Here is a 20,966-nt window from a genome sequence, read left to right as displayed (position 1 = left end):
GTGAGGTCTGGCGCGTGATCAAAGGGCAGGGGGGCACGCGCCAACGGTATCAAGAAGTTCTCGGTTTGCCGTCTATGGCAACTGCTGCATCCTTTGTAGCAGGTACGGCGCTGGGCAGATGGCGGGCAATCAGCCCGCGATAGGCAGCGGCGCCGAGGCAGGCACCGACAATCGGTGCAAAAACAGGAATCAGGAAATACGGAATATCGCGTCCGCCAGTGAAGGAAATTTCACCCCAGCCAGCGAAGAAAGTCATCAGTTTAGGACCGAAGTCGCGCGCGGGATTCATGGCAAAACCGGTCAGCGGTCCCATCGAACTGCCGATTACCGCAATCAGCAGGCCGATCAGCAGCGGTGCCAGCGGGCCTTTGGGCAAACCATTGCTGTCGTCGGTCAGGGACATGATCACGCCCATCAGGATGGCGGTGATGATCACTTCGACCAGAAACGCCTGGGCGGTGGTCAGCACAGGGTTCGGGAAGGTGGAGAACACCGATGCCAGTTCAAGGCTGGCCTGGGTTCCACGAACCATATGGTGCGTTTGTTCGAATTCGAAGAATAGATTGCTGTACAGCGTGTAAACCAACAACGCTCCACAAAAGGCACCAGCGACCTGGGCGAGAATGTAGAGCGGCAATTTACGCTTTTCGAAATCGGTAAAAATGCTCAGGGCAATACTGACGGCAGGGTTCAGGTGAGCACCGGAAACCCCGGCGGTCAGGTAGATCGCCATGCTGACGCCGACGCCCCAGATAATGCTGATTTCCCACAAGCCAAAACTGGCACCCGCGACCTTGAGCGCGGCAACACATCCCGTACCAAAAAAGATCAGCAGCGCCGTACCCAGAAACTCGGCCATGCATTGGCTCGAGAGCGACGGTTGTTGCAAAGCAGTTGTCATTGAAACCTCAATTCTTTTTGTTGTCTGGCGCTTTTCCCATCATGGTCGGAGCGCGGTTTTCGCCGAGGCAGGATGTGCATCCTGGTCGCGGTTTACTGCTGGCTACTGCGGTAGGACGTTTCGTACAGTTTCAGAAACGAAAAAATATAGACAAGAAACGCTGCTGTCAAAGGTCGAAAGTGAACCGTCGGTCACAAAGAAACTATTCGCTGTATGAATGAACGAGTTGTTGATGAATGGGATGGCCAGGCAATGGCGTCATGGATACTCCGCCGTAGAGCCTTTTATTGATCAATGTCCTAGAATCGTGCGCTGTATTTTCTTCTGCCGCCCAGTCTGGAGCTGTCATGACCCCCGCATTGGATTTGTTGAAAAAGGTTCGCGCCGAACATCGCGTCCACAGTTATGAACATGACCCCAAGGCTGCCTCCTACGGGCTGGAAGCAGCGGAAAAACTCAGCCTCGATCCGGCGCGGGTGTTCAAGACCTTGCTGGCGGCCAGCGAAAAAGGTGAGTTGCTGGTGGCCGTGGTGCCGGTTGCCGGCAGTCTGGACTTGAAAGGGCTGGCCCACGCCGCGGGTGTGAAAAAGGTTGAAATGGCTGATCCGGCGGCAGCCCAGCGCTCTACTGGCTATCTGCTGGGCGGGATCAGTCCGTTGGGGCAGAAGAAGCGTTTGCGCACGTTCATCGATAATTCGGCCCAACCCTTCGCCAGCATTTTTGTCAGTGCGGGTCGGCGCGGCCTGGAAGTCGAACTGGCACCGGCGGTGCTGGCTGAACACACCCAGGCGAAGTTTGCCGATATCGGCCGTGCCTGAGGCGCCGGCACGGCACTGTATGGTGAAAATCGGCCTGCTCTGTCACTGGTGCCGGTTCGACCAACGCGGCATGCTCGACGGGTCTGACACAGGGAGAAGGTTATGCAGCTTGAGTTTCATCAGGTCGACGCGTTCAGCAATCAGCCATTTGGCGGCAACCCGGCGATGGTCTATCGGCTCGATACCTGGCTCGCCGATGAGTTGATGCAGAAGATTGCTGCCGAGCACAACCTCGCCGAAACGGCGTTTGTCGTACGCGAAGGGCAGGGCTGGCACATCCGTTGGTTTACACCGACCACCGAGGTGCCATTGTGCGGGCACGCGACGCTGGCCAGCGCCTATGTGTTGTTCGAGATCTATAAAGAGCCCGTCGAGCGCCTGGACTTCACCTGTAAATCCGGCCCGCTGAGCGTGACCCGGGAGGGTGGGCGGTTGTGGCTGGATTTTCCGACCATCGTGCCGACGCCAGTGAGCGACACTCTGGCTATCGAACGTGCACTGGGTGTGAACGTCGTGGAGGTGCTGGCTTCGAACGAGCTGTTCGTGGTGCTCGAATCCGAGCAGGCCGTGCTCGACTGCAAGCCGGACATGGTTGCCCTGGCGAAACTGCCGTGGCTGGGCGCCATCGTGACGGCACGAGGCAGCCAGCACGATTTCGTCTCCCGCTATTTCGCACCGGCGATCGGCATCAATGAAGACCCGGTTACCGGATCGACCCATTGCCTGCTGATTCCGTACTGGTCCGAGCGTTTGGGCAAGTCGAGCCTGACGGCGTGTCAGCGTTCGGCGCGGGGAGGGGAGCTGTTCTGCCGCCTGGAAGGCGATCGGGTGAAGATCGGCGGGGATGCGACGCTCGTTGCGCGTGGAACGCTAATGTTGGGCTAATGCACATCCACTGTAGGAGCGAGCTTGCTCGCGATGGTCTCAAGGGCACCGCGTTCATTCAGGATGAACGCGTTATCGTTGACGTCCATCGCGAGCAGGCTCGCTCCTACAGGTTTTTGTGTGTATCAGTGGGCGGTGCTGTAGCGCCGCACACCTGATTCAACGGCAGGAATCTGCGCCGCCGTGCTGCCGGACGCCTGGAACAGCACCAGGTGTTCAGCCGCGACACGAATGCCCACATCGGCCCCGACCTGACGATCGACATGGCTCGGGAAAATCGACTCCAACTGTGCGCCTGTCGGCAGCTGCAAGCGATACAGGGTCGACGCACCCAGGAATGTCTTGCCGGCGATTCGCGCCTTCAGCGCGCTGTCCGGTGCATAGACGATATCGTCCGGGCGTAGCAGCACGTCCACGGCGCCGCCTACCGGCCAGGTATAGGCCCGATTGCCGCGCAACTCACCCAGCTCGGTTTGCACCGACTCCGGGCTGCTCAACTGACCGCGAATGAAATAGCCCTGGCCGATGAAGCTGGCCACAAAGGGTGTCAGCGGTTCGTGATACAGGTTGTAGGGCGTATCCCACTGTTCCAGTCGACCTTCCTTGAACACGCCAACATGGTCGCTGACGGCGAAGGCTTCTTCCTGGTCGTGAGTCACCAGAATCGCGCTGGTGCCACGGGCCTTGAGGATGTCGCGCACTTCATGGCTGAGCTTGCGGCGCAATTCGCCATCGAGGTTGGAGAACGGTTCGTCGAGCAGCAGCAGTTGCGGTTCCGGCGCCAGGGCGCGTGCCAGGGCGACACGTTGTTGCTGACCACCGGACAGCTCATGAGGGAAGCGCTTGCCGAGGTTCTTCAGGTTGACCAGTTCCAGCAACTCTTCGACGACGCGATCTTTTTGCGGGTGCTTGCGGATGCCGAAGGCGATGTTGTCGGCCACGCTCAAATGCGGAAACAGCGCGTAGTCCTGGAACACCATGCCGATGCGACGTTTCTCCGGGGCGAGGGTGAACCCGGCGCTGGAGATGGTTTCGCCCGCGAGCTGGATTTCGCCTTCGTGTACCGGTTCGAAGCCGGCAATCGCCCGCAGGGTGGTGGTCTTGCCGCAGCCCGAGGAGCCCAGCAGGCAACCGATGTCGCCAGCGTTCAAATGCAGGTTCAGGTTCTGCACCACGCGCTGGTCCTGGTAGCCGCAGGCGAGGTTGCGCAGGTTAAGCAGTAATGGCTGGCTCATGCGTGGTGATACGAAGGTGGGACGAGGAATTCGAGCAGGGCTTTTTGCGCATGCAGACGATTTTCCGCTTGATCCCAGGCCACCGAGCGTTTGTCGTCGAGCAGATCGACGCTGATTTCCTCGCCACGGTGCGCCGGCAGGCAATGCATGAACAGCACGTCGTCAGCGGCCAGGTCGAGCAGGGCGCGGTTGACCTGGTACGGGGCGAACAGCTTCAGGCGTTTGGCGGTTTCTTCTTCCTGGCCCATGGAGGTCCAGACGTCGGTGCTTACCAGATGGGCGCCGCGCACGGCATCTTTCGGGTCGCGAACGATGGTGACCCGATCGCCGGCCTTGGCCACGAATTCAGGATTGGGCTCGTAGCCTTCCGGGCAGGCGACGCGCAACTGGAAGTCGAACTGGATGGCCGCTTCTATATAGCTGTTGCACATGTTGTTGCCGTCGCCGATCCAGGCCACGGTCTTGCCCTGGATGGAGCCGCGGTGTTCGAGGAAGGTCTGCATGTCCGCCAGCAACTGGCACGGGTGCAGGTCATCGGACAGGCCGTTGATCACCGGTACGCGGGAGTTGGCGGCAAATTCGGTCAGGTTGCTGTGGGCAAAGGTACGGATCATCACCGCATCGAGCATGCTCGACATGACGATGGCGCAGTCGCCGATCGGCTCGCCTCGGCCCAGCTGGGTGTCACGTGGCGACAGGAAGATCGCCTGGCCACCGAGCTGGATCATGCCGGCCTCGAAGGAGATCCGGGTGCGGGTCGAGGATTTCTCGAAAATCATCCCCAGGACGCGGTTTTTCAGGGGCTCGAACAGTACGCCGCGGTTACGCAGGTCCTTGAGCTCAACGCCTCGACGGATCACGCTGACCAGCTCTTCGGGCGTGCAATCCATCAGGGAGAGAAAGTGCCTTGCGCTCATCATTGACTACCTTTTGCTACAAACCGCAGATGCTCAAAGCCTTGTTTAACGGAACAACGGGCGAGACCTGCGGCGTAAGCCGCACGGGGCGACGAAATAGGGGAAGGCGCGATCTTATAATTAAATGTCGCGTCTTACCAATAGGGCTACAGTTTTTAGGGAGTTTCAGAGGTGCTACGGGTTCACCGAGGTAGCGCTTTTGAAGCCTGTTTCCTGATAGCAGCGCCTCATTTGTACACCGGCCCCTCGGGGCTTGGCAATCAGGCGGGGCGGCAATGGTGCGCTGACAGTCGGTTTCCGACCTGTCATTCATCAGCGCCGGGCTCGACGAACACTGCCTTCGAACTGAACTTCGGCGGCCATCGGCCGGCCTGATAACCCTCGATTCACAAGACGAACGTCGCTGGTGTAGCGACGGGTCTGGCGCCATAGTTTTGTTTCCGCGGCTTACGTTGCCCGCCCCATGACAAGACAGAGACTGGCCATGACCAAGACTCTCCATCACCGTGCCTGCCATTTGTGCGAAGCGATCTGTGGCCTGACCATCGAAACCGCCGTGGTCGAAGGCGGCAGCGTCCAGATCACGTCGATCAAGGGCGACCCCCTGGACACCTTCAGTCGCGGGCACATCTGCCCCAAGGCCGTGGCGCTGCAAGACATCCAGAACGATCCGGACCGCCTGCACCAACCCATGCAGCGGATAGGCAATGAGTGGCGGCCCATCGAGTGGGAGGCCGCATTCAACCTGGTCGCCGAACGTCTCGCGTCCATTCAGGCGCATCACGGGCAAAACGCCGTGGCGGTCTATCAAGGCAACCCCAGCGTGCACAATTACGGGCTGATGACCCACAGCAATTACTTCCTCGGCCTGCTGAAGACCCGCAACCGGTTTTCCGCGACGTCGGTCGATCAACTACCTCATCACCTGACCAGTCATTTGATGTACGGCCACGGTTTGCTGCTACCGATCCCGGACATCGATCACACCGATTTCATGCTGATCCTGGGCGGCAATCCGCTGGCTTCGAACGGCAGCATCATGACCGTGCCGGATGTGGAAAAACGCTTGAAGGCGATTCAGGCCCGGGGTGGCAAAGTGGTGGTGGTCGACCCGCGCCGCAGTGAAACGGCGGCGATTGCCGATCAGCATCTGTTTGTGCGCCCGGGCGGTGATGCCGCGCTGTTGTTCGGACTGCTCAACACCTTGTTCGCCGAAGGCCTGACCCGCGACAGCCATCTGCCCGTTGATGGACTGGAGGAGGTGCGGGAGGCCGTCGCGGCCTTCACCGCCGAGTCTATGAGCCCGTTGTGCGCCGTACCGGCCGAACAGATCCGCCAGTTGGCGCGGGACTTCGCCGCGGCACCGAGTGCGGTCTGCTATGGCCGCATGGGCGTTTCGACCCAGGCCTTCGGTACGCTGTGTCATTGGGTGGTGCAGTTGATCAACCTGGTTACCGGTAATCTCGATCGCGTGGGCGGTGCCTTGTGCACCGAGCCAGCAGTGGACCTGGTGGCGACGACTTCGGGCGGGCATTTCAATCTGTGGCAGAGCCGGGTATCCGGGCGCCCGGAATACGCTGGAGAACTACCTGTCTCGGCGCTGGCCGAGGAGATGCTCACCGAAGGGGAAGGGCAAGTCCGCGCGTTGATCACCGTGGCTGGCAATCCGGTACTGTCCACGCCCAATGGCCGAAAGCTCGAGCAGGCGCTGGACGGGCTGGAGTTCATGGTCAGTATCGACCTGTACATCAATGAAACCACGCGTTACGCCGACCTGATCCTGCCGTCCACATCGGCGCTGGAAAACGACCATTACGACACCACGTTCAACCTGTTTGCGGTGCGCAACGTCAGCCGTTTCAACCGTGCCGTCCTCGCCAAACCCGAAGGTGCATTGCACGACTGGGAGATCTTCGTCGGGCTGGCCAAAGCGTTTGCCACCAGGACCGGCAGAGAGTTGAAACCCACCATTGCCCCGGCGCAAATGATCGATCGCGGTCTGCGCATGGGGATGTACGGCGACACGTCAGAGCACAAGCTGTCGCTGGCGACTTTGTTCGATCATCCCCATGGCGTCGATCTGGGCGCGCTCAATCCTAACCTGGCACCACGCCTGAAGACTGCCAATCAACGTATCCAGGCCGCGCCGGCAGCGATTGTCGCTGACCTGGCGCGCTTCGCAGCCTTGCAGGCGCCGGCCGCCGACGAGTTGTTGATGATTGGCCGCCGGCATGTGCGCAGCAACAACTCATGGATGCATAACTATCACCGTTTGGTGAAGGGCAAGCCGCGTCATCAGTTGCTGATGCATCCGGACGACCTGGACAGTCGCGGTCTCACTGACGGACAGCGGGTGCGAGTCAGTTCGCGGGTGGGTGTGATCGAAGTCGAAGTGCTTGGCAGCCTGGACATGATGAAAGGCGTGGTCAGTTTGCCCCACGGTTGGGGGCATGCGCGGCCGGGCGTGCAAATGACGATTGCCAGCAGCCAGCCGGGCTCCAGCGCCAACGACCTGACCGACGAATGTCGGGTTGACGAATTGTCGGGCAATGCCGCACTCAATGGCGTGCCGGTGACCGTGGCAGCCGCTTGAGTCAGACCGACGGAGAGACCGAGCAGCGCGCTCGGCTTTCCGTTACAATGCGCCACCGTGCCGACCCATGAGTCGGAAAGTTCAGCCGAGGTGCTCCATGGATATCATCGAAACGATTAAAGAGCAGATTGCCAACAACACCATTCTGCTTTACATGAAAGGCTCGCCGAATGCCCCGCAGTGCGGCTTCTCCGCGAAAGCTGCACAGGCCGTGATGGCATGTGGCGAAAAGTTTGCGTACGTGGACATCCTGCAGAACCCGGAAATCCGCGCCAACCTGCCAAAATACGCCAACTGGCCGACTTTCCCGCAATTGTGGGTGGGTGGCGAGCTGGTCGGCGGTAGCGACATCATGACCGAGATGGCTGCTGACGGTTCGTTGCAGACCACCATCAAGGCTGCTGTTGAAGCCGCTGCTGCCAACAAGTCCGAAGCCTGATTCGGTTCCTGTACCTGTAGGAGCGAGCTCGCTCGCGATGGTCGTTAACGATAACGCTGGGAGCCTGGTTCCCCGCAGCGCTCTCTAGTCCATCGCGAGCATGCTCGCTCCTACAATAAAAGCAGCAGGCACAAAAAAAGCCCCGCCTCTTTAAAAGAGAGCGGGGCTTTTTATTGCATCGAGATTAACGGCGTAGAACTTACTCGTCTTCGCCCATCTGCGATTGCAGGTAGTTCTCGATACCAATCTTGTCGATCAGGCCCAGTTGGGTTTCCAGCCAGTCGATGTGTTCTTCTTCGGACTCGAGAATGTCTTCGAGCAGTTCACGGCTGCCGAAGTCGCCAACTTTCTCGCAATGTGCGATGGCCACTTTCAGATCGGCATGGCCGGTTTTTTCAATACGCAGGTCACACTCGATCATTTCCTTGGTGTGCTCGCCGATGTGCAGCTTGCCCAGGTCCTGAACGTTCGGCAGGCCTTCAAGGAACAGGATCCGCTTGATCAGCTTGTCCGCGTGCTTCATCTCGTCGATGGACTCGTGGTACTCGTGCTTGCCGAGCTTGTTCAGGCCCCAATCTTCATACATGCGCGCATGCAGGAAATATTGATTGATCGCGACCAGCTCATTGGCAAGGATCTTGTTGAGATGCTGGATGACTGTAACGTCGCCTTTCATGATGGGGTCCTGCCCTGTAATAGCTGTCAATAGAACAGAGTTTGAGCCGCGTATTTGCTAGTGTCAAACCTAAGTTATTGAAACTTAAATGAAAATTAATCGGAATAAGAATGTTTGTGTTCCGCGTCTAGAGCATAACTAGTTGATTTTCAGACATAAAAAAACCGGACATATGTCCGGTTCTTTAAAATTCGATATTCAAGCGGCGCTAAATTCTGCTGGATAGGGAATTGCAGCCTGGGCCGTTTGCAGTTTTGTCAGGGTCTCGCGGACCACTTCCTTGGCCAGGCAGGCACATTTGCCGCATTGGCTGGCTACGCCGGTGGCCACGCGGACTTCCTTGTAGCTGCAGCATCCTTCATAGATCGCATCGCGGATTTGACCGTCGGTGACACCAGTGCAGAGGCAAACATACATAAGGAAGGACCGTCGCTGATTCTGTCTCAATTGCGATGGATCTTAATGTTAACGAGAATGATTGTCAAAGTGGTTTCAGGGCGCTTTTCCTCATAAGTGCGGATGGCTGACGAACGGTCTGCCTGGCAAGTCGGTGATGCAAAACCGTCGGGGATTTCATCGCAAGGGGAAAAAACAGCTAAGCCAGCTCAAACACGCGGTGTATGATGTCCGGTCTTTTGCGACCGGGGATCGTGTCACAGGGCTGTCGCCTCAGGGTGGCAGGCTGATGCGAACCCTGTTTCTCACGCTATTACACCAGGAGATATCCAATGAGCGTACTCGTAGGCAAGCAAGCCCCTGACTTCACCGTACCGGCCGTACTCGGCAATGGCGAGATCGTTGACAGCTTCACCCTGTCTTCGGCGATCAAAGGCAAATACGGCCTGGTGTTCTTCTACCCGCTGGACTTCACCTTCGTTTGTCCGTCCGAGCTGATCGCTCTGGACAACCGCATGTCCGAGTTCAAGGCGCGCAACGTTGAAGTGGTCGCTGTGTCGATCGACTCGCACTTCACTCACAACGCCTGGCGCAACACCCCGGTCAACAATGGCGGTATCGGCGAAGTCCGCTACACCATGGCTGCCGACATCAAGCAGGAAATCATGAAGGCCTACGACGTTCAGTCCGCTGACGGCGTGGCTTTCCGTGGCGCGTTCCTGATCGACGACAAAGGCGTTGTCCGTTCGCAGATCATCAACGACCTGCCGCTGGGCCGTAACATGGAAGAGCTGTTGCGTCTGGTCGACGCTCTGCAATTCCACGAAGAGCACGGCGAAGTCTGCCCTGCCAACTGGAAGAAAGGCGACAAAGGCATGAACGCTTCGCCAGAAGGCGTTGCTGCTTACCTGACCGAGCACGCTGCTGCGCTGTAAGGTACCAGGTACAAAAAAACCGGCCATCGAGGCCGGTTTTTTTATGGGCGGGATTTAGACCCTGTAGGAGCGAGCCTGCTCGCGATGGAATCAAGAACACCGCGGGGTGTCAGGCTCCCCGCGTTATCGTTGACGTCCATCGCGAGCAAGCTCGCTCCTACAGAAAAACATCAATCGTCGAAATCTTCCCAGCCGCCCATCTGTTTCCAGCGATTGACGATGCCGCAGAACAGCTCGGCCGTCTTCTCGGTGTCATAGCGTGCCGAGTGAGCCTCACGACCGTCGAAGTCGATGTCCGCTGCCTGGCACGCCTTGGCCAGCACGGTCTGACCGTATGCGAGGCCCGCGAGCGTCGCGGTATCGAAACTGGAGAACGGATGGAACGGATTGCGCTTCATGTCCAGGCGCGCAACCGCTGCATTCAGAAAGCCCAGGTCGAAGCTGCTGTTATGCCCGACCAGGATCGCCCGCTTGCAGCCATTGGCCTTGAGGGCCTTGCGCACGCCGCGGAAGATATCGTTCAGGGCAGACTCTTCACTCACGGCCATGCGCAGCGGGTGATCAAGCTTGATCCCGGTGAACTCCAGGGCCGCCGCTTCGATGTTCGCGCCTTCAAACGGCTCGACACGGAAGAAGTAGGTGTGATCCGGGTACACAAAACCCTTTTCATCCATGGCGATGGTGGTCGCGGCGATCTCCAGCAGGGCGTCGGTGGCGGAGTTGAAGCCACCGGTTTCTACGTCGACGACAACCGGCAGGTAACCACGAAACCGTGCGGCCATTGGATGGCGGGAACCGCCTCCGCCACCATTGCCTTCCAGTTCGTCGTCGAAATGCTCTTCACTCACGCGTGTTCCTCCAGCAGGCGCCAGCGCAGTTTTTCACCGGCGCGCAGCGGGATAACGGTCAGCTCGCCAAACGGCAGGCTGGCAGGGGCGGTCCATTCTTCGCGGACCAGGGTGATGCGATCGGTATTTGCCGGCAGGCCATAGAAGCGCGGGCCGTTGAGGCTGGCGAAGGCTTCGAGCTTGTCCAGCGCATTGCGCTGTTCGAAGGCTTCGGCGTACATCTCGATCGCCGCGTAAGCGGTGTAGCAGCCGGCGCAACCGCAGGCGGCTTCTTTGGCATGCTGGGCATGGGGCGCCGAGTCGGTGCCGAGGAAGAACTTCTCGCTGCCGCTGGTGGCGGCGTCGAGCAGGGCTTCCTGGTGCGTATTGCGCTTGAGGATCGGCAGGCAATAGAAGTGCGGCCGAATCCCGCCCACCAGCATGTGGTTGCGGTTGTACAGCAGGTGATGCGCGGTGATGGTCGCGCCAACGTTGGCCGAAGCCGAGTTGACGAACTGCACGGCGTCCGCGGTGGTGATGTGTTCGAACACGACCTTGAGGGTCGGGAAGCGCTCGACCACACGGCGCATGTGCTCATCGATGAAGATTTTTTCGCGGTCGAATACGTCGACATCGCCGCGGGTGACTTCACCGTGAATCAGCAACGGCATCCCGACTTCGGCCATGGCCTCGAGTGCAGGGAAGATCTTGTCGATGCTGGTAACACCCGAGTCCGAATTGGTGGTCGCGCCAGCCGGGTACAACTTGGCGGCGTACACGAATCCGCTGGCCTTGGCCTCGCGGATTTCTTCAGGCTGGGTGCGGTCGGTCAGGTACAGGACCATCAGTGGTTCGAACTGGCTGCCGGCCGGGCGGGCAGCGAGAATCCGCTGGCGATAGCCGTCGGCTTCGGCCGCGTTGCGCACTGGCGGAACCAGGTTGGGCATGATGATGGCGCGGCCAAAAGTGCGCGCGACATCCGCGACGGTATTGGTCAACACGGCACCATCGCGAAGATGAATGTGCCAGTCGTCGGGACGCAGCAGGGTCAGGCGGTCGGACATGAGGGGATTCCAGGCGGGTCAAACTGAGGGGAATGCTACCGGAAAAGACTCTTGCAGGCACTCGCTATCAAGTTTTACGGGAAGCTTCCGATATCCAACAGGTATGCCGTAAACATCTGTGTGTCGGTCTTTTTGTTGTAGAAGCCAGTGGAGCCTCCCGTGCGCCAGCGTTATTTAGCCTTGCTCAGTGTGTTTGCCAGCCTTCCCGCGATGGCGCTGACTTTCCAGACCCGTATGGAGAGCATTGAGTGGACGGTCGAAGGTGACAAGTTCGAATGCCGCCTGACGCAGCCGATTACCGATTTCGGTTCGGGCGAGTTCGTGCGCAAGGCCGGTGAGCAGGCAACGTTTCGTCTGAAAGCCTATAACCCGATGATGGGCGGCGGTTCGGCGACTTTGCTGGCCGCTGCCGCACCGTGGCAACCGGGGCGTGACGACATCAACCTGGGCACCGTGAGAATCGGCAGCGGCAATGTGTTGTTCAACAGTTCGCAGGTCCAGGCCGGACGCCTGATCAGCGGATTGATGGACGGTCGCAGCCCGGTGGTTCGCCACTCCTCGGCGGACGGCCGGGTGTCGGAAGTGCGTCTGCTGCCGGTCAGGTTCACCAAGGCGTTTGCCGATTATCAAGGCTGCGTGGCGAAACTGTTGCCGCAGAACTTCGAGCAAGTGAAGCAATCGGAGGTCGGCTTCCCCGGTGGCGGAATCGAGCTCGACAGTGCTGCGAAGGCCAGGCTTCAGGTCATGCTGGAATACATGAAGGCCGATGCGACGGTCAATCACATCGAGCTTGACGGTCACTCCGACAACAGCGGCAACCGCCTGACCAACCGCGACCTGTCGCGACGCCGGGCCCTGGCAGTGATGGATTTCTTCAAGGCCAACGGCATCCAGGAGTCGCAGATCACCCTGCGCTTCCACGGCGAACGTTATCCGCTGGCACCCAATACCAACAATGCCAACCGCGCGAAGAACCGCCGTGTAGCGGTACGCCTGGAGCGTGGAGCACCTGCCGAACAAGTCGCCCCGCAAGCAACGAAGGCGGCCGCTTCGGCTACTTCCTGACTACTGGGTCATCGTCGCGCTCTCGACATAATCTGTCGCTTCGTCGTCATAAGCTGTCGCGCCACTGTAAATTATTCTGTATGAGCGGTAGACTTCCCGGCTTTCCGTAGAACCCCGTGGAGTGATGGCATGGCGGACGTAAACAAGGTCGTTCTGGCGTATTCCGGCGGCCTGGACACTTCGGTGATCCTCAAGTGGCTGCAGGATACTTATAACTGTGAAGTGGTGACCTTCACCGCTGACCTGGGTCAGGGCGAAGAGGTCGAACCTGCACGCGCCAAGGCTCAGGCCATGGGCGTCAAAGAGATCTACATCGACGACTTGCGCGAAGAGTTCGTGCGCGATTTCGTTTTCCCGATGTTCCGCGCCAACACCGTTTACGAAGGCGAGTACCTGCTGGGTACTTCCATCGCTCGTCCGCTGATCGCCAAGCGCCTGATCGAAATTGCCAACGAAACCGGCGCAGACGCCATTTCCCATGGCGCCACCGGCAAGGGTAACGACCAGGTTCGTTTCGAACTGGGCGCCTACGCCTTGAAGCCAGGTGTGAAAGTGATCGCTCCGTGGCGCGAGTGGGACCTGCTGTCCCGTGAAAAGCTGATGGACTACGCCGACAAGCACGCGATTCCGATCGAGCGCCACGGCAAGAAGAAATCCCCGTACTCCATGGATGCCAACCTGCTGCACATCTCCTATGAAGGCGGCGTGCTGGAAGACACTTGGACCGAGCACGAAGAAGACATGTGGAAATGGACCGTCTCCCCGGAGAACGCGCCAGACAAGCCGCAGTACCTGGAACTGACCTACCGCAACGGCGACATCGTCGCGCTGGACGGCGTCGAAATGACTCCGGCCACCGTGCTGGCGACCCTGAACCGTATCGGTGGCGAACACGGTATCGGCCGCCTCGACATCGTCGAGAACCGTTACGTGGGCATGAAGTCCCGTGGCTGCTACGAAACTCCTGGCGGCACCATCATGCTGCGCGCCCACCGTGCGATCGAATCGATCACCCTGGACCGCGAAGTGGCTCACCTCAAAGACGAGTTGATGCCGAAATACGCCAGCCTGATCTACACCGGTTACTGGTGGAGCCCTGAGCGTCTGATGCTGCAACAGATGATCGATGCGTCCCAGGCCCACGTGAATGGCGTTGTGCGCCTGAAACTGTACAAGGGCAACGTGATCGTCACTGGTCGCAAGTCTGACGAGTCGTTGTTCGACGCCAACATTGCCACCTTCGAAGAAGATGGCGGCGCGTACAACCAGGCGGACGCGGCGGGCTTCATCAAGCTCAATGCCTTGCGCATGCGCATCGCAGCGAACAAAGGCCGGAAGCTGTTCTGAGACCTTTGAAATCGTGAAGGGTGCCTGATCTCGTCCAGCACGAGGTCAGGCACCTGAAAAAGGGGGGACGCCGGTTACTGCGTTGTCGGGTGTTTTCGTTGCCGCTGACGGTTTCCTGTTTTTCTCCTTTCACTGGTCTGTCCTGATCTATGCGTTGTTGTTTGCGGGTTGTCCGGCCTGATCAATGACCGTCAACCTGTGCGAGTCCGGGTTGTAGGCGACATAAAAGGCGCCGCTGCGCTTCCCGGTCTGCTTTGAAAGTTTGAGCGCACTGGCTTTCAGTAAAATCTCCGAAACGGCACACGTGACAAACAGAATCACGTACGCCGTCTGTTCCTGTGGCCTCTGGACATTTTCCAGCAGCGCTGCGAATTCACTCTCCTTGCTCATCCAGCGCGTATCCACGATGGACAGGTCCTTTACCGCTTGCGCCAACTGAAGTCGATGCTGGGCGAAGACGTGGGTGTGCAGGCCAATCTCCGTTGGCGGGTCTTGTGCGCCGCAGGGCGTTCGGACCGACTGCTGGCCATTCATTGGCGTTTCCGGAGCGGGAATGCCGGATGACTTCCCGGATGTTTTTTTTCCGCCCGCCCGGCATCATCCATGACCTTCATGAAGTGTTTTCCCTTTTCAAAGTCGGATGGCGCATACAGTGATCTGTAGTTGAAGTTTAGTGTCGCGAAAAAAAGCAAAAGTAAATAAAACGGAAAGCTGATCAGAAACCAGACATAGAGTTCTTTTTCTTCTTCGCCAAGGAAGGGTAGCGAAACAGCGGCTGAGGTTTCAGAGAGCGTTGCGAATATGGCAATGATTGTCATTGGGTTGGTCGTTCGTTTTCTGTCCTGTTCAGTGCTCATGTTGAATTCTCTTTTCTTGAATGAGGTCTCAAGTTTTTAAGTGTTGCTTATTGTAGTTGCTGTTGTTTTTTGTTGGCTCTAGTGATTGTTGTTCGTTGTTTGTTGCTCTTCGATTTTTTGGGCGGTGGTTATGTTAATGATTGCGCAAAAAATATTATTTGCTGTAAGAGTAGTTGGATGCTTGGTGTGTGATATTTCTGGTCTTAATGTTGAATGCGTAAATATCGGTTACGTTTTTACGGGAAAGTTGAAGCCGATGTTTCTCAGGGAGGTGGCTGGGTCCTGGAAAATTCTGGCCATAAATCCACAGGGACGATTGCTGAAAACTGCGAATCCTGACGCTGATACAGTTTTCAACTCATTCCGTGCCAAGGATTTTTGTAGGAGGAATCCGTGTTGTTTGTAGGGTATGTCTCTTGGTGCGGGTGGCTGGAAGGGGCGACATGCCATGGGTGAAACGACTAGGCTATTGTGCGGGCTCTAAAAATTCGAACAGCGAAAATTGGACTTGCCCATGAATAAAGTGCTGATCGTGGATGATCACCCCGTCATTCGTCTTGCGGTACGTATGCTAATGGAACGTCATGGCTACGAAGTTATTGCAGAAACCGATAATGGTGTGGATGCACTGCAACTAGCCCGTGAACTTACGCCGGACATTGTCATTCTGGATATCGGGATTCCGAAGCTGGACGGATTGGAAGTGATTGCGCGTTTGTCTTCGACCCCGACGCCGATGAAAGTGCTGATCCTGACGTCCCAGGCTCCGGGGCATTTTTCCATGCGCTGCATGCAGTCCGGTGCAGCCGGTTATGTCTGCAAACAACAGGACCTGACGGAGTTGCTCAGTGCAATAAAGGCCGTGCTGTCAGGTTACAGTTACTTTCCCAATCAGGCCCTGCATACCGTGCGCTGCAGTTTGGGGAATGCCAGTGAGGCCGATATGGTTGATCGGTTGTCGGGGCGGGAAATGATGGTCCTGCAACAGTTGGCCAGAGGGAAGACCAATAAAGAGATCGCCGATGGAATGTTTCTCAGCAATAAAACAGTCAGCACATACAAGACCCGGCTTTTGCTGAAACTGAATGCAAGGTCGCTGGTCGATTTGATCGAGCTGGCCCAACGCAATGGTCTGGTGTGATGGCATAACAGCGCTTCAAGGGGCGTCCACCGAAAGATGGCACTTAGTAAAAAGCCTCCGTTTCGGGAGGCTTTCAGGTGTCATAAGTCAAAATCGTAATCGGCCAATTGCTTCTGCAGTCGGCGCTCCTCCAGCAGGTTGTCGATGGTGCGGCGTTTGCTCAGATTAGTTTTCGCTACTTCTACCACCGGCTCGGCGTCATCGGTTTCGGCGGTGGTGAAGTCGTCTTCTACGTCCAATTGCTCTTTGCCAGTACTCATTTAGTTGCTCCAGGCTAAGAAGGCCTTTGGCGCCCCTTATATCGACAATCTCCCGGCGGGTAAAAAAGATTTTTTCAATCGAAAAGTCATAAAACCCAATAGCGCCTCAATCGTCTGAGGTTTTCTGCTTGTATTCGCACAGGTCCTCGATCCGACAGCTTCCGCACCGGGGCTTGCGGGCGAGGCAAACATAGCGGCCATGAAGGATCAGCCAGTGATGGGAGTCGAGCAGGTACTCCCTGGGCACGAACTTCATCAGCTTTTTCTCGACTTCCACCACATTCTTGCCGGGCGCGATGCCGGTGCGGTTGCTGACTCGGAAAATGTGCGTGTCGACGGCCATGGTCAGTTGGCGGAATGCCGTGTTGAGCACCACGTTGGCGGTTTTGCGGCCGACGCCGGGCAGCGCTTCCAGCTCTTCGCGGGTTTGTGGCACTTCACCTGCGTGACGCTCGACCAGCAAGCGGCAAGTTTCGATCACGTTTTTCGCTTTGCTGTTGTACAGGCCGATGGTCTTGATGTACTCCGACAGCCCCTCGACACCCAGGGCATGGATCGCTGCCGGGGTATTGGCGACCGGGAACAGCCTGGCTGTGGCCTTGTTGACGCCGACATCGGTCGACTGCGCCGAGAGGATCACGGCGATCAGCAATTCGAAGGGGGAGGAATAGGCCAGCTCGGTCTTGGGTTCCGGGTTGTCCTCGTGCAGTCTGCGGAATATTTCCAGACGTTTTGCGGCATTCATGGGCGGTGCGTTTCCTCGAGGCAATCAATGTGTGGGAGTGGGGCGCCAGGCCTGCCAGGCGGCGATCAGCAGTCCAAGCAGAATGAAACCGCCAGGAACCAATGTGGCCAGGTGCAAGCCGCCATCAGCCAGCAGCCCCCAGCCTTGCCAGCCACTGTGTGTTGTGCCGAACAGCCACGATAGATGGTATCCAAGCGTCCCGTTGCCGATGACTTCGCGCAGCAGGCCCAGCGCGACCATCAGCGCGGCAAACAGGCCGTCCAGTCGCAGGCGTTGGTGCCAGCCCTGCTGAAAGTACCCGGAGTGTTCCAGTACGACGCATTGTAAAGCGATCAAGGCGCCATAGAACCCCAGATGCTGCTGCCATTGCAGCGACCAGGCCTGGGCCATGAGTTGCGCGCAACTGGTGAGCGTGGCGGCAAGCAGGATGCTGGCCAGCAGGCGGGTCGCCGGGACCAGTCGGGATCGCAGGACACCCATGGCCAGACCGAACAACCGAGTCACTGCCAGGAACATGAGGATCAGGCCCAGTGCGGCCATCAGCGAGTGAGTGGCGCCGATCAGCGGCGTCAGCATCAGGGCGTTGCGCAGCGTCGCCGAGTTATCCATGGTCCGGGTTCCCGAGCAGTTGTTGCCGGTGTTCATCGAAGTAGCGCAAGGCATCGTGGACGGCATTGATCACCGCTCTTGAGGTGATGGTCGCCCCCGCGATCTGATCGAACTGCCCCTGATCCTTTTTCAGCGCCCAGCCGCTGTCACCGGGTTCAGTTCGCGATTTGCCGGAAAAAATCTGTAGCCAGGCATTGGGCCAGTCGGCGATCCGCGCCCCCAGTCCAGGTGTTTCCGATTGCTTGAGGGTTTTGACGCCGAGCAGCCTGCCATTGGCGTCGACAGCGATCAGCAGTTCGATGGCACCGGCGTAGCCAAGGGTTTGACTACGCAGCAACACCGCGACGGGTCGGGCTGACCGCATCGCCAGATAACCACCGAGCAAGGTGCTGTTGGTCAGGGCAGTCGTTTCGATCCGGACGGGGTGTTCGAGTGGTTGATTGTCGTAGCTGTCCGAGGGGATCAGGTCCAGCAGATTACGGCTGTCGATCAGGCGCTGTTCGGCAGCAATGCGCGGCGCGCTGCCGAGCTGCACGAAGTACGTCGCGCCAAGGCCAAGTACGGCCAAAAGCAGCAGAAGCGCGATGCTCGACGACCTGCTCATGACACCTCCGGCTGTTGTCTGGCTGCGATGAGCCGCTCCAGCGCCGGTACGCACAGGTTCATCAACAGCACGGCAAAGGCGATGCCGTCCGGATAACCGCCCCAGGTACGAATCAAGTAAGTCAGCAGCCCGACGCCCGCGCCGAACAGCAGTTTTGCCCCGGGGCTTCTGGCGCCGGACACCGGTTCGGTGATGATGAAGAACGCCCCGAGCATCGTTGCGCCGGTCAGCAGGTGAAACAGCGGCGAGCCATGAGAGTCGGAGCCGGAACCGTTCCAGCACAGCAGGCTGATGATGAACAGGCTGGCCAGCATGCCGACCGGTGCGTGCCAACTGATCACCCTTCGTTGCAGGAGAAACAGTCCACCCGCCAGAAACGCCAGATTCACCCATTCCACCCCGCGACCGCCGAAGTGGCCGAATGCCGGGTTGCCGGCAAACAGTTCATCCATGGTCAGGCTTCTGTTGATCCGCAGGCTGTCCAGTGCCGTGGCCTGCACCCAGGCATCCGGTGCAAGGCCGCCACCGAACACTTGCTGCAAGCCACTCGACAGGTCCATGCCATGGGACGATGGCCACTGGGTCATGGCTTGGGGAAAGGCCACCAGCACCAGAGCAAAACCGAGCATCGCCGGGTTGAAGGGATTCGAGCCGACGCCGCCATACAGGTGCTTGCCGAAAATCATCGCAAAAACGCCAGCACTGAGCGTCAGCCACCATGGGCAATAAGGCGGCAGCGCCAGCGCCAGCAATGTGGCAGTGACCAGTGCGCTACCGTCGCTCAGGGTCGGTCGCAGCGGTCGCTTGCGCCAATGCACAACGGCGGCCTCGGCCGCCAGTGCCGCAGCGGCCGCCAGAATCAGGTTGATCAACACGCCCCAGCCGTACAGCCAGAACGCCGCCAGCATGCCCGGCAGCGTGGCCAGCAACACCAGTTTCATCGCCTGTTGCAGGCGATCGTCCACCGCTTCAAGGGCTGGCATGGGCGTCCACCAGACGTTCGGCTTCTGCGAGTGCGCGCTCCAGGGATTCGATTTGCTGCGCCGGTGCTTCGTTGGCCTGGGCCTTCTTGAGTTCGGCTCGGCGCATGGCCAGCTGGATTTTGGCCCGTTTCAGATCGGCATCCGTTGACGACACGGCGGCAACCGTCGGCGCGGGTGCTGGGGGAGCGGCGCTTTCCAGTTGCGCCAGGTTCTGTTCGGCAGCTTCGAACTGCTGTTGCAGGACGATCAACTGCGATTGCTGTTCGAAGGTCGGCGGATGCCCAAAGGCCTTCAGCGATTTGTGCAGTTGCGCCCGACTCATCGCCACGTCGATCCTGACCTTTTTCAGCGCCGCATCGGCATTGGCGGCTTTCTGTGTGCGCACACGTTCGAGGGCAGCCTGCACCGGGTCGACAGCTGCTTGGGCAGGCTGCGCGGCTCGTTGCCGGGCCAGGCGTTCGGCGATTTTCTGTTGCTCTTCACGCTGCAGTCGGGCATTGCGTTGTTCGAAGCGGCGCCGTGCGTGATCGCGCTTGAGGGTACGGGCCTGCCGCGCCTGTGGTGTCAGGGCCAGCCCTCCGACAATGGGCAGTACCGTGTTCGATGGCAGCGGGCGCATTTCGATGCAGTCCACCGGGCACGGTGCCACGCAGAGGTCGCAGCCTGTGCACTCATCGATGATCACCGTGTGCATCAGCTTGGCCGCGCCGACGATGGCATCGATCGGGCAGGCCTGAATGCACTTGGTGCACCCGATACACTCGGCTTCGCGGATAAAGGCGATCTGTGCAGGTGCCGAGCCGCGAGTGATGTCCAGTTGCAGAACCGGCACTTCCAGCAGTTCGGCCAGGGCCGCGATGGTTTCGTTGCCGCCGGGCGGGCACTTGTTGATCGGTTCACCGCTGGCGATGCCTTCGGCGTACGGCTTGCATCCGGGATGGCCGCACTTGCCGCATTGGGTCTGCGGCAAGAGTGCGTCGATGCGTTGAATCAGACTCATGTTTTGATCAGTCCGCTGAATCCGAGAAAAGCCACTGCGACCAGGCCGGCACCGATCAGGTCGATCGGCAGGCCGCGAAAGGGCAGGGGCACATCGTTGTCGGCCGTGCGCTCGCGCAAATCACTGAACAGGCTCAACACCAGCCAGAAACCCAACCCTGCACCGAGGCTCAAGGCCGCGGCGTGAAACATGCCTTTGTCCTCCTGAGCAATGAGCAAGGCCACGCCGAGCACGCCGGCATTGCCCAGCAACAACGGCCAGAGACCTTCGAAAGGCAAAGTCGAAAACACCCGTGCCAGCAGCTTCAGCAACGGGCTGATCAGCAGCACGCTCAATGGCAGAAACACAAACAGACGCAGCGCCGTCAATTGCAAGGGCACCAGCAGCCAGTGATAGAGCGCGTAGCCGAGCATGCCCACGATCAGCATCAGGCACGTTGTCGCAATGCCCAGGGCATGGACCTGACGGCGCTGGCCGGCCAACAGCGGGTCGACGCCCAGCGGCCAGTGCAACACGAGGTTGTTGATCAGGGCGGCGCTGATAAGCGTAAGCAGGATTTCGGTCATTGTTCATGCCGGCAGGAACAGTAGTTTTTGTAGGAGCTTAGGCATTATCCGGCAAGGACGGAGGGTGGGCCAGACATGAAAATCCCACAGTCGCGCCAGGCAC

At 58.8% G+C, this 20,966-nt stretch carries 23 protein-coding genes and 1 pseudogene; 9 read left to right on the top strand and 15 right to left on the bottom strand.

Annotated features, from left to right (window positions below; all coding sequences use genetic code 11):
• Positions 1-49: 49 nt before the first annotated feature.
• On the bottom strand, positions 50-847 hold the full coding sequence (locus AB4O16_RS10885) for an MIP/aquaporin family protein (RefSeq protein ID WP_460158051.1): 798 nt from the start codon (positions 845-847) through the stop codon (positions 50-52).
• On the opposite strand from AB4O16_RS10885, the gene AB4O16_RS10880 reads away from it, so the two are divergent.
• The 3 genes from AB4O16_RS10880 (at position 732) to AB4O16_RS10870 (ending at position 2,604) form a co-directional block, all read left to right on the top strand.
• Positions 732-1,118 carry a hypothetical protein gene (locus AB4O16_RS10880; protein ID WP_460158111.1) on the top strand — a complete coding sequence of 129 codons (387 nt, stop codon included), beginning with the start codon at positions 732-734 and terminating at the stop codon, positions 1,116-1,118. The genes AB4O16_RS10885 and AB4O16_RS10880 overlap by 116 nt on opposite strands.
• Before the next feature lie 130 nt (positions 1,119-1,248).
• The gene (ybaK, locus tag AB4O16_RS10875) at positions 1,249-1,719 is read left to right on the top strand and encodes a Cys-tRNA(Pro) deacylase (protein ID WP_460157709.1); all 471 of its coding nucleotides are present in this window, start codon (positions 1,249-1,251) and stop codon (positions 1,717-1,719) included.
• Between the two features lie 102 nt (positions 1,720-1,821).
• Positions 1,822-2,604 carry a PhzF family phenazine biosynthesis protein gene (locus tag AB4O16_RS10870; RefSeq protein ID WP_460157708.1) on the top strand — a complete coding sequence of 261 codons (783 nt, stop codon included), beginning with the start codon at positions 1,822-1,824 and terminating at the stop codon, positions 2,602-2,604.
• A gap of 125 nt (positions 2,605-2,729) precedes the next feature.
• Here the strand turns inward: AB4O16_RS10870 and AB4O16_RS10865 are convergent, their stop codons facing one another.
• Positions 2,730-3,839, bottom strand: a complete 1,110-nt coding sequence (locus AB4O16_RS10865) for an ABC transporter ATP-binding protein (protein ID WP_160385561.1) — start codon at positions 3,837-3,839, stop codon at positions 2,730-2,732.
• A complete protein-coding gene (gene argF / locus AB4O16_RS10860; protein WP_110661864.1) occupies positions 3,836-4,756 on the bottom strand; it encodes an ornithine carbamoyltransferase in 921 nt (306 codons plus the stop codon). Before argF ends, AB4O16_RS10865 begins: the two co-directional genes overlap by 4 nt.
• 484 nt (positions 4,757-5,240) lie before the next feature.
• Here argF and AB4O16_RS10855 point away from each other — a divergent pair, with 484 nt between their 5' ends.
• On the top strand, positions 5,241-7,349 hold the full coding sequence (locus tag AB4O16_RS10855) for a molybdopterin oxidoreductase family protein (RefSeq protein WP_460157707.1): 2,109 nt from the start codon (positions 5,241-5,243) through the stop codon (positions 7,347-7,349).
• 97 nt (positions 7,350-7,446) lie between these two features.
• Entirely contained in the window at positions 7,447-7,788 is a 342-nt protein-coding gene (grxD, locus tag AB4O16_RS10850) for a Grx4 family monothiol glutaredoxin (protein ID WP_034149018.1), read from the top strand.
• A gap of 199 nt (positions 7,789-7,987) precedes the next feature.
• On the opposite strand, the gene bfr is transcribed toward grxD, so the two are convergent.
• Positions 7,988-8,464 (bottom strand): bacterioferritin, encoded by a 477-nt coding sequence (gene bfr / locus AB4O16_RS10845; RefSeq protein WP_110660658.1) that lies wholly within the window; start codon positions 8,462-8,464, stop codon positions 7,988-7,990.
• A 198-nt stretch (positions 8,465-8,662) separates the two neighbouring features.
• Positions 8,663-8,881, bottom strand: coding sequence for a bacterioferritin-associated ferredoxin (locus AB4O16_RS10840; protein ID WP_160385563.1), 219 nt, complete (start codon positions 8,879-8,881; stop codon positions 8,663-8,665).
• Between the two features lie 311 nt (positions 8,882-9,192).
• On the opposite strand from AB4O16_RS10840, the gene AB4O16_RS10835 reads away from it, so the two are divergent.
• Positions 9,193-9,795 carry a peroxiredoxin gene (locus AB4O16_RS10835; RefSeq protein ID WP_007971324.1) on the top strand — a complete coding sequence of 201 codons (603 nt, stop codon included), beginning with the start codon at positions 9,193-9,195 and terminating at the stop codon, positions 9,793-9,795.
• A gap of 170 nt (positions 9,796-9,965) precedes the next feature.
• On the opposite strand, the gene rnt is transcribed toward AB4O16_RS10835, so the two are convergent.
• Together rnt and pyrC are read right to left on the bottom strand one after the other, a co-directional pair.
• Positions 9,966-10,643: a ribonuclease T gene (rnt, locus tag AB4O16_RS10830; RefSeq protein WP_110660659.1), complete on the bottom strand. Its 678-nt coding sequence runs from the start codon at positions 10,641-10,643 to the stop codon at positions 9,966-9,968.
• A complete protein-coding gene (pyrC, locus tag AB4O16_RS10825; protein ID WP_160385565.1) occupies positions 10,640-11,686 on the bottom strand; it encodes a dihydroorotase in 1,047 nt (348 codons plus the stop codon). Before pyrC ends, rnt begins: the two co-directional genes overlap by 4 nt.
• A 159-nt stretch (positions 11,687-11,845) precedes the next feature.
• Between pyrC and AB4O16_RS10820 the strand changes: the two genes are divergently transcribed.
• Together AB4O16_RS10820 and AB4O16_RS10815 are read left to right on the top strand one after the other, a co-directional pair.
• Positions 11,846-12,751 (top strand): flagellar protein MotY, encoded by a 906-nt coding sequence (locus AB4O16_RS10820; RefSeq protein WP_460157706.1) that lies wholly within the window; start codon positions 11,846-11,848, stop codon positions 12,749-12,751.
• A 129-nt stretch (positions 12,752-12,880) separates the two neighbouring features.
• The gene (locus tag AB4O16_RS10815; protein WP_108215004.1) at positions 12,881-14,098 is read left to right on the top strand and encodes an argininosuccinate synthase; all 1,218 of its coding nucleotides are present in this window, start codon (positions 12,881-12,883) and stop codon (positions 14,096-14,098) included.
• Between the two features lie 147 nt (positions 14,099-14,245).
• On the opposite strand, the pseudogene AB4O16_RS10810 reads toward AB4O16_RS10815, so the two are convergent.
• Positions 14,246-14,955: pseudogene (locus AB4O16_RS10810) on the bottom strand (hypothetical protein).
• A gap of 514 nt (positions 14,956-15,469) precedes the next feature.
• Here AB4O16_RS10810 and AB4O16_RS10805 point away from each other — a divergent pair.
• Positions 15,470-16,096, top strand: coding sequence for a response regulator transcription factor (locus AB4O16_RS10805; protein ID WP_160385568.1), 627 nt, complete (start codon positions 15,470-15,472; stop codon positions 16,094-16,096).
• Between the two features lie 80 nt (positions 16,097-16,176).
• Here AB4O16_RS10805 and AB4O16_RS10800 read toward each other — a convergent pair whose 3' ends face one another.
• From AB4O16_RS10800 to AB4O16_RS10770, 7 genes are all read right to left on the bottom strand, one after another.
• The gene (locus AB4O16_RS10800) at positions 16,177-16,356 is read right to left on the bottom strand and encodes a PA3496 family putative envelope integrity protein (RefSeq protein ID WP_007972325.1); all 180 of its coding nucleotides are present in this window, start codon (positions 16,354-16,356) and stop codon (positions 16,177-16,179) included.
• Between the two features lie 106 nt (positions 16,357-16,462).
• Complete coding sequence (gene nth, locus AB4O16_RS10795; protein WP_160385569.1) at positions 16,463-17,101, bottom strand: endonuclease III; 639 nt, start codon at positions 17,099-17,101, stop codon at positions 16,463-16,465.
• 24 nt (positions 17,102-17,125) lie between these two features.
• Positions 17,126-17,710, bottom strand: coding sequence for an Rnf-Nqr domain containing protein (locus AB4O16_RS10790; RefSeq protein WP_460157705.1), 585 nt, complete (start codon positions 17,708-17,710; stop codon positions 17,126-17,128).
• The gene (locus tag AB4O16_RS10785; RefSeq protein WP_460157704.1) at positions 17,703-18,314 is read right to left on the bottom strand and encodes an RnfABCDGE type electron transport complex subunit G; all 612 of its coding nucleotides are present in this window, start codon (positions 18,312-18,314) and stop codon (positions 17,703-17,705) included. The genes AB4O16_RS10790 and AB4O16_RS10785 overlap by 8 nt, the downstream gene beginning before the upstream one ends.
• Positions 18,311-19,297, bottom strand: a complete 987-nt coding sequence (locus tag AB4O16_RS10780) for an RnfABCDGE type electron transport complex subunit D (RefSeq protein WP_460157703.1) — start codon at positions 19,295-19,297, stop codon at positions 18,311-18,313. Before AB4O16_RS10780 ends, AB4O16_RS10785 begins: the two co-directional genes overlap by 4 nt.
• Positions 19,284-20,297, bottom strand: a complete 1,014-nt coding sequence (gene rsxB / locus AB4O16_RS10775) for an electron transport complex subunit RsxB (RefSeq protein ID WP_460157702.1) — start codon at positions 20,295-20,297, stop codon at positions 19,284-19,286. The genes AB4O16_RS10780 and rsxB overlap by 14 nt, the downstream gene beginning before the upstream one ends.
• The gene (locus AB4O16_RS10770; RefSeq protein ID WP_460157701.1) at positions 20,294-20,863 is read right to left on the bottom strand and encodes an electron transport complex protein RnfA; all 570 of its coding nucleotides are present in this window, start codon (positions 20,861-20,863) and stop codon (positions 20,294-20,296) included. Before AB4O16_RS10770 ends, rsxB begins: the two co-directional genes overlap by 4 nt.
• Between the last annotated feature and the right edge of the window lie 103 nt (positions 20,864-20,966).

This window comes from Pseudomonas sp. S2_H10 (assembly GCF_054668285.1).
The sequence above is the reverse complement of the archived record's forward strand: the minus strand, read 5'-3'. Positions and strand labels throughout refer to the sequence as shown.

What these genes read in the sequence shown, in the direction of transcription:
- AB4O16_RS10880 (WP_460158111.1), top strand. Translation starts at nt 732, where the DNA reads ATGCTGACGCCGACGCCCCAGATAATGCTGATTTCCCACAAGCCAAAA.
- ybaK (WP_460157709.1), top strand. Translation starts at nt 1,249, where the DNA reads ATGACCCCCGCATTGGATTTGTTGAAAAAGGTTCGCGCCGAACATCGC.
- AB4O16_RS10870 (WP_460157708.1), top strand. Translation starts at nt 1,822, where the DNA reads ATGCAGCTTGAGTTTCATCAGGTCGACGCGTTCAGCAATCAGCCATTT.
- AB4O16_RS10865 (WP_160385561.1), bottom strand. Translation starts at nt 3,839, where the DNA reads ATGAGCCAGCCATTACTGCTTAACCTGCGCAACCTCGCCTGCGGCTAC.
- argF (WP_110661864.1), bottom strand. Translation starts at nt 4,756, where the DNA reads ATGAGCGCAAGGCACTTTCTCTCCCTGATGGATTGCACGCCCGAAGAG.
- AB4O16_RS10855 (WP_460157707.1), top strand. Translation starts at nt 5,241, where the DNA reads ATGACCAAGACTCTCCATCACCGTGCCTGCCATTTGTGCGAAGCGATC.
- grxD (WP_034149018.1), top strand. Translation starts at nt 7,447, where the DNA reads ATGGATATCATCGAAACGATTAAAGAGCAGATTGCCAACAACACCATT.
- bfr (WP_110660658.1), bottom strand. Translation starts at nt 8,464, where the DNA reads ATGAAAGGCGACGTTACAGTCATCCAGCATCTCAACAAGATCCTTGCC.
- AB4O16_RS10840 (WP_160385563.1), bottom strand. Translation starts at nt 8,881, where the DNA reads ATGTATGTTTGCCTCTGCACTGGTGTCACCGACGGTCAAATCCGCGAT.
- AB4O16_RS10835 (WP_007971324.1), top strand. Translation starts at nt 9,193, where the DNA reads ATGAGCGTACTCGTAGGCAAGCAAGCCCCTGACTTCACCGTACCGGCC.
- pyrC (WP_160385565.1), bottom strand. Translation starts at nt 11,686, where the DNA reads ATGTCCGACCGCCTGACCCTGCTGCGTCCCGACGACTGGCACATTCAT.
- AB4O16_RS10815 (WP_108215004.1), top strand. Translation starts at nt 12,881, where the DNA reads ATGGCGGACGTAAACAAGGTCGTTCTGGCGTATTCCGGCGGCCTGGAC.
- AB4O16_RS10805 (WP_160385568.1), top strand. Translation starts at nt 15,470, where the DNA reads ATGAATAAAGTGCTGATCGTGGATGATCACCCCGTCATTCGTCTTGCG.
- AB4O16_RS10800 (WP_007972325.1), bottom strand. Translation starts at nt 16,356, where the DNA reads ATGAGTACTGGCAAAGAGCAATTGGACGTAGAAGACGACTTCACCACC.
- nth (WP_160385569.1), bottom strand. Translation starts at nt 17,101, where the DNA reads ATGAATGCCGCAAAACGTCTGGAAATATTCCGCAGACTGCACGAGGAC.
- AB4O16_RS10790 (WP_460157705.1), bottom strand. Translation starts at nt 17,710, where the DNA reads ATGGATAACTCGGCGACGCTGCGCAACGCCCTGATGCTGACGCCGCTG.
- AB4O16_RS10785 (WP_460157704.1), bottom strand. Translation starts at nt 18,314, where the DNA reads ATGAGCAGGTCGTCGAGCATCGCGCTTCTGCTGCTTTTGGCCGTACTT.
- AB4O16_RS10780 (WP_460157703.1), bottom strand. Translation starts at nt 19,297, where the DNA reads ATGCCAGCCCTTGAAGCGGTGGACGATCGCCTGCAACAGGCGATGAAA.
- rsxB (WP_460157702.1), bottom strand. Translation starts at nt 20,297, where the DNA reads ATGAGTCTGATTCAACGCATCGACGCACTCTTGCCGCAGACCCAATGC.
- AB4O16_RS10770 (WP_460157701.1), bottom strand. Translation starts at nt 20,863, where the DNA reads ATGACCGAAATCCTGCTTACGCTTATCAGCGCCGCCCTGATCAACAAC.